This window comes from Falsiroseomonas sp. (genome assembly GCF_030695085.1).
Lineage (GTDB): Bacteria > Pseudomonadota > Alphaproteobacteria > Acetobacterales > Acetobacteraceae > Falsiroseomonas.
Genome location: NZ_JAUYTS010000121.1, coordinates 1 through 5,596, shown reverse-complemented (window position 1 = coordinate 5,596; position 5,596 = coordinate 1). Strand labels below are relative to the sequence as shown.

6 protein-coding genes are annotated in these 5,596 nt (G+C 69.2%); 5 read left to right on the top strand and 1 reads right to left on the bottom strand.

Translation table 11 applies throughout. The features are described from left to right. Nucleotides 1-112: 112 nt before the first annotated feature. From Q8S40_RS13380 to Q8S40_RS13370, 3 genes are all read left to right on the top strand, one after another. The gene (locus Q8S40_RS13380) at nt 113-517 is read left to right on the top strand and encodes a hypothetical protein (protein WP_305670789.1); all 405 of its coding nucleotides are present in this window, start codon (nt 113-115) and stop codon (nt 515-517) included. A 66-nt stretch (nt 518-583) separates the two neighbouring features. Beyond that, nucleotides 584-1,264 carry an ABC transporter ATP-binding protein gene (locus Q8S40_RS13375; protein WP_304810109.1) on the top strand — a complete coding sequence of 227 codons (681 nt, stop codon included), beginning with the start codon at nt 584-586 and terminating at the stop codon, nt 1,262-1,264. Continuing rightward, the gene (locus Q8S40_RS13370) at nt 1,258-2,430 is read left to right on the top strand and encodes an ABC transporter permease (protein WP_305670788.1); all 1,173 of its coding nucleotides are present in this window, start codon (nt 1,258-1,260) and stop codon (nt 2,428-2,430) included. Before Q8S40_RS13375 ends, Q8S40_RS13370 begins: the two co-directional genes overlap by 7 nt. Nucleotides 2,431-2,685: 255 nt before the next feature. Here Q8S40_RS13370 and Q8S40_RS13365 read toward each other — a convergent pair whose 3' ends face one another. Next, nucleotides 2,686-3,084, bottom strand: coding sequence for a hypothetical protein (locus tag Q8S40_RS13365; RefSeq protein WP_305670787.1), 399 nt, complete (start codon nt 3,082-3,084; stop codon nt 2,686-2,688). A 212-nt stretch (nt 3,085-3,296) separates the two neighbouring features. On the opposite strand from Q8S40_RS13365, the gene Q8S40_RS13360 reads away from it, so the two are divergent. Continuing rightward, nucleotides 3,297-4,763, top strand: coding sequence for a TolC family protein (locus tag Q8S40_RS13360; protein ID WP_305670786.1), 1,467 nt, complete (start codon nt 3,297-3,299; stop codon nt 4,761-4,763). Then, nucleotides 4,763-5,596: GAF domain-containing protein (locus Q8S40_RS13355; protein WP_305670785.1), on the top strand; the 834-nt coding region annotated here is incomplete at its 3' end. The genes Q8S40_RS13360 and Q8S40_RS13355, both read left to right, overlap by 1 nt.

Sequence of the window (5,596 nt, the reverse complement as noted above, 5' to 3'; positions counted from 1 at the left end):
AACGCCTATCGCGGAAATAGAATCCGCGATCTGGAGATGCCGGCAAATCACCCTTAGGTTTCGTTTCGCAGAGGAACGATGATCGGTCCTCCCCACGGAAAGGAAGCCCGAAATGACCCGTATGACCCTGACCGCCCTGGCCCTCGGCCTGGCCCTGCCCCTGCTGCCCGCCACGATCCCGCAGGCCGAGGCGCAGACCAACACCTGCCGCAACCGCGTCTTCATCGACTCCGTGTACCAGACCGGCCTCGGCGGCAACCGCTACGAATACTTCCTGCAGGTCCGCAACGGCACGCCTATCCCCGTGAGCCTGCAGATCAACATCGGCACCATGTTCCCGACCGTCTCGGTGTTCAGTCCGCAGCTTTCCGGCATCAACCTGCCTGCGCATGGCAGCCAGACCATCCGCTGGGCCAACGGCACCCACAACAACATCAGCCTCGGCACCGTGTCCGTGGTGTATGACGCGCCAGCGACCGGCGGCAGCCCCACCATCGCCGTCAACAACTGCCGCTGACCGGAACGCCGCGGCCACGAGGCTCGCGGCGTTTCCCTGCACACCCGGAAGGTCTAGCCACAGCACATGCTTGAGCTGGTCGATATCGGCCGATCCTACCGCGTCGGCCCGGGCGAGATGCACATCCTTCGGCATCTCTCGCTGACCGTCGCAGCTGGGGAGCTGGTCTCCATCATGGGCGGCTCGGGCTCCGGCAAGACCACGCTGATGAACATCATCGGCCTGCTCGACAAGCCGACCAGCGGGCAATACCGGATCGACGGCCAGGACGTGCTGAAGGCGGAGGCGCGGGAGCTGTCGCGGCTGCGGAACCGGCTGATCGGCTTCGTCTTCCAATCCTTCTTCCTGCTGCCGCGGCTGAATGCCTGGCGCAACGTGGCGCTGCCGCTGATGTATCGCGGCACGCCGGAGGCCGAGGCACGGAGCCGCGCCATCGCCATGCTGGAACGCGTCGGCCTCGGTGAGCGGACGGAGCACATGCCGGCGATGCTGTCCGGCGGCCAGAAGCAGCGGGTGGCCATTGCGCGTGCTTTGGTCGGCGAGCCGCGCGTGATCCTGGCCGATGAGCCGACCGGCGCGCTCGACCCCAAGGTGAGCCAGGAGATCATGGATCTGTTCTTGGCGCTGAAGCGCGAATACGGCGTGCTGATCCTGATCATCACCCACGACCCGGGCGTTGCCGCGCAATGCGAGCGCCAGGTGGTGCTGGCCAATGGCGTGCTGACCGAGGTTGTGCCCGCATGCTGAAACGTGTGGTGGCCGAGGCGGCGGCCAACCTGCTGGCGTCCCGCCAGCGGTCGGCGCTGGCGCTGCTCGGCATCGTCATCGGCGCGGCGGCGGTGATCGCCATGCTGAATGTCGGCGCCATCGCGCGCAACGAGACCATCCGCCAGTTCCGCCAGCTGGGTACGGACATCCTGACGCTCCGCGCCGATGGCAATATGGGCCTCGGCCATTTCCAGCTCTCCGACCTGGAGGCGCTGCCCCTGGAACTTTTGGCGGTGCGGGAAGTGGCGCCCTTCGTCATCGGCGGCGGCAGCGCGCAGCATGAGGGGCAGGTAGCCCATTCCTCCCAGCTCGGCATCACCGCCGCCTTCGCGCAGGTGACGCGGATGCGGATGCGGGAAGGGCGCTTCATTTCCGACTATGACCGGTTCGAGCTGTATGCCGTGGTCGGCGCCGGGCTGGCGCGGCAATTATCCACGCCCTATGCGCCGATCCGCGTCGGCTCCCCGCTGCGGATCGGGCGCTACGTCTTCACCGTGATCGGCGTGGCGGAGCCGATGCTGCACAGCCCGATGATGCCGGTGGACATCGACAGCACGCTGTTCGTCTCGATCCCCAATGTCCGCCGCATCATGTTCAACCCGTCCCTGTCCATGGCCATCCTGCGCATGCAGCCGGATGCGGATGCGGAGGTGGTGGTCGGGCAGTTGCAGCGCCATCTCGGCCCGAAGCTGCGCGACCAGCGGCTTTCGGTGCAATCGGCGCGGCAGCTCATCGCCGGGATGCAGAACCAGATGCAGTTGTTCACGCTGCTGCTGGGCGCGGTGGGCGCCATCGCGCTGGCGCTCGGCGGCGTCGGCGTGATGAACATCATGCTGGTCTCCATCGCCGAGCGGCGGCGGGAGATTGGCGTGCGGCTGGCGATCGGCGCCCAGCCGGGGGATATCCGCACGCTGTTCCTGGCAGAAGCCGTGCTGCTGTCGGTCACCGGTGGCGTGCTGGGCATTTTCCTCGGCATCGCCGGCGCCTGGGGCTTTGCCTGGCTGTCGGGCTGGGAATTCGTGATCTCCCCCACCGCGGCACCGCTGGGGGCCGGGGTTTCGGTGGCGGTCGGGATCTTCTTCGGCTTCTACCCCGCGGTCATGGCATCGCGGCTGGATCCGATCGAGGCGCTGCGGGCGGAGTAGGCGGCTGGAGGGTGATCGGCGGCTCGCCGGTCGGCTCCGCGATGGCCGGCATCGGCAGGATGCTGGGCGTTTCCATGCTGGCCGCATCGGGCGGGCCGCGCAGCACGGCCGGCATGCCGCAGGCCGCCAGCATCAGCAGCAACCCGAGGCCCGCGCATCGCAGCAACCCGCCGGGGGGGAACCCGGCGGGTGGCGCGACCGGCGGCCTGGGGGGCAGCGGCCTGGGGGGCGGCGGCCGCATGGGTCGCGTTGCGCTCAACTGCGGAGGGTGCAGGAGGTGATCCGCAGCGTCACCACGCTGCCGGCGAGCGAGCCCGGGAAGGCCTGGATGCTCGGCCGCGTCGACTGCTCGCCGGGGTTGGCGTTGTCCACATGGATGCTGCCGCTGGTGAACTCCGCACCCCGCCGCAGCTCGATCTGCACATCGTAGCGCAGGCGATTGTGGCTGGTGTTGGTGATCACCAGGTGGATCGGCTGGCCGGCATTGGGCTGGTAGATGCGGTCCAGCCGCAGCGCGCAGTTGGTGACAGTCGGCGGGTGGTATTGGCGGTTCTGGCCCTGCCATTCATGGCCGCTCTGCGCCTGTGCGGCGCCGCCTGCGGTGACCGCCGCCAGCGCCAGGGCCGCGGTTGCCAGTTTTCCTGCGTATCGCATGATCCGTGTCCCGTTTCGTTCGATGTGCGCCCGGCGGAACCATTCCGATCCGGCGACGACATGAGGATTGCGCGGAGCGAAACAGTTTAGCAATTCGGTGCTGGCAATGCGCGTGATAGGAAACACCTTACGGTCCCGCATTGCTTCCCCACCCTTCCGGATGAGATAGTTTGGCGGAAGCGAGGTTGCACGGAAAGAGAAGGGTCGGCCGGGTGGCATGGCATGTCGTGGCGGGGATCGGCGCGATGCTGGTCCTGCTGATGGGGCCGGCGGGGGCGCAGCCAAGGCAGCCGCCGGGCACGCCAGCCAGGCCGCCCGCCGACGCCGTGCCGCTGACGCTGCCGGAGGCGGTGGCGCTGGGCCTGCGCAACAATCGCGGCATCCGCGGCGAATACCTGCAACGCATCGCCGATCGCTTCGCGCTGCGCGTGGCGGAGGACAGCTTCACCCCCCGCCTCGCCCTGGCCGCGGAAGCCGGCCGGTCGCGCACCGGTGAGGTGCGGACCTCGCGCTTCGCGGTGGGGCCGGTGGTCACGGTGGATACGCCGACCGGGGCGGTGTTCCGCATGTCCTGGCTCAGCAGCCAGACCAATACGCGCGGCCAGACGCCGCAGGGACCGTCACAGATCGGCTTCCAAGTGGAACAGCCCCTGCTGGCCGGCGGCGGCATCGACTACGCCATGGCACCGCGCCGCATCGCCCGCATTTCCGAACAGGGCGCCCAGCTGCGGCTGAAGGCGCAGGTGATCGACCAGATCTCGCAGATCATCGTCGCCTATCGCACGCTGCTGCAATCGCAGGAACAGACCCGCATCGCGGAGGAAAGCCTGCGCCGCGCGCGTGACCTGGTGGAGGTGAACCGCGCGCTGATCGCCGCCGGGCGGCTGGCGCAGGTGGAACTGATCCAGTCCGAAGCCAGTATCGCACAGCAGGAACTGCAGCTCATCGCCGCCCGCAATGCCGGTGAATCGGCACGGCTTTCGCTGCTGGTGCTGATGGGAATCGACCCCTCCTCCCCCATCTGGGCGGCGGAACGGCCGGCGGCGCCGGCGGTGCAGGTGGATATGGACCGCGCGCTGGCCACCGCCTTCGCCAACCAGCCCGCCTATCTGGCCCGGCTGCTGAGCATCGAGATCAGCCGCATCAACCTCGACATCGCGCGCAACCAGCGGCTGTGGGACGTCTCCATCGTGGCCGGCGCCGGGCAGCAGGCGCTTCGATCCCAGGTGATGGAGACGATCGGCGCGCTGTCCACCGTGCGATCCGACTTCAACATCGGGCTGCGCGTCAACATCCCGATCGGCGGCCTTTCGCGCGAACAGCAGGAGGTCAACGCCACGGTGGCGCTGCGGCAGAACGAGGTGCTGGTCGAGGAAGCGCGCGACCAGCTGCGCCGGCAGGCGGAAGACGCGGTGCGGAACATCGATGCGCAGCGCCGCCAGGCGCAGCTCGCGACGCGCGCGCGGGAGCTGACGGCGCAGCAATTGGCGGCGGAACTGGTGAAGCTGCAGGCCGGGCGGTCCAGCAACTTCCAGGTGGTGTCCTTCCAGTCCGCGCTGCAGCAGGCCGAAAGCGCGGAACTGGCCGCGGTGATCGCCTATCTCAACGCGCTCACGGCGATGGACCAGGTGCTGGGCACCACGCTGGACACCTGGCGCATCAGCCTGAACGAACGCTGATGGATGGCGTGACCGACCCGGCGGAACCCGCACGACTGGCGGCGCTGGCGCGCACCGCCATACTGGACACACCGCCGGAGCCTGCCTTCGACGATGTGGCAAGGCTGGCCGCCAGCCTCACCGGCTGCCCGATGGCCTATGTCGCGCTGCTCGATGCCGGGCGGCAATGGCTGAAGGCCGCGCATGGCTTCGAGGCCGCGCTGCTGGCCTGCCCGCGCGACCAGGCCTTCTGCAACGACACGATCCGGGCGCGGGACCTGTTGGTGGTGCCGGACCTGGCCGCGCATCCGCGCTATGCCAGCTACCCCAGCGTGGCCGGGGCGCCCTTCCTGCGCTTCTACGCCGGCGCGCCGCTGATCTCGGCCGAGGGGCACGCGCTTGGCACGCTCTGCGTGGTGGATACGCTGCCGCGGGAATTGGCGCCGGCGCAGGCGGAGGGCCTGACCCTGCTGGCCGGGCGGGTGGTGGCGGAGCTGGAACTGCGCCGCCGGATGGCCGAGCTGGACGCGACCGAGGCCGATATCCGCGCCGCGCATGACCGGCTGGAGCTGGATTTCAACGCGGCGCTGGATGGCCTGGCCGATGGCGTGGTGACGCTGGCCAGCGACGGCGCCGTGATCGCGATGAACCACGCCGCCGCCGCCATGCTCGGCCTGCAGGCGGATGCCGCGCAGGGCGCGACGTTGCAGGGCGCGCAGGGCGCGACTTTGCTGGCATTGCTGCCGGATGACGGCACCGCGGATGATCTGCTGGACGCGATCCTGGCACCGATCGGCGGGGCGGAAGCGCCGCCGCGCCGCACCGTCAACTTCGGCCCGCGCCGCCTTTCCGTG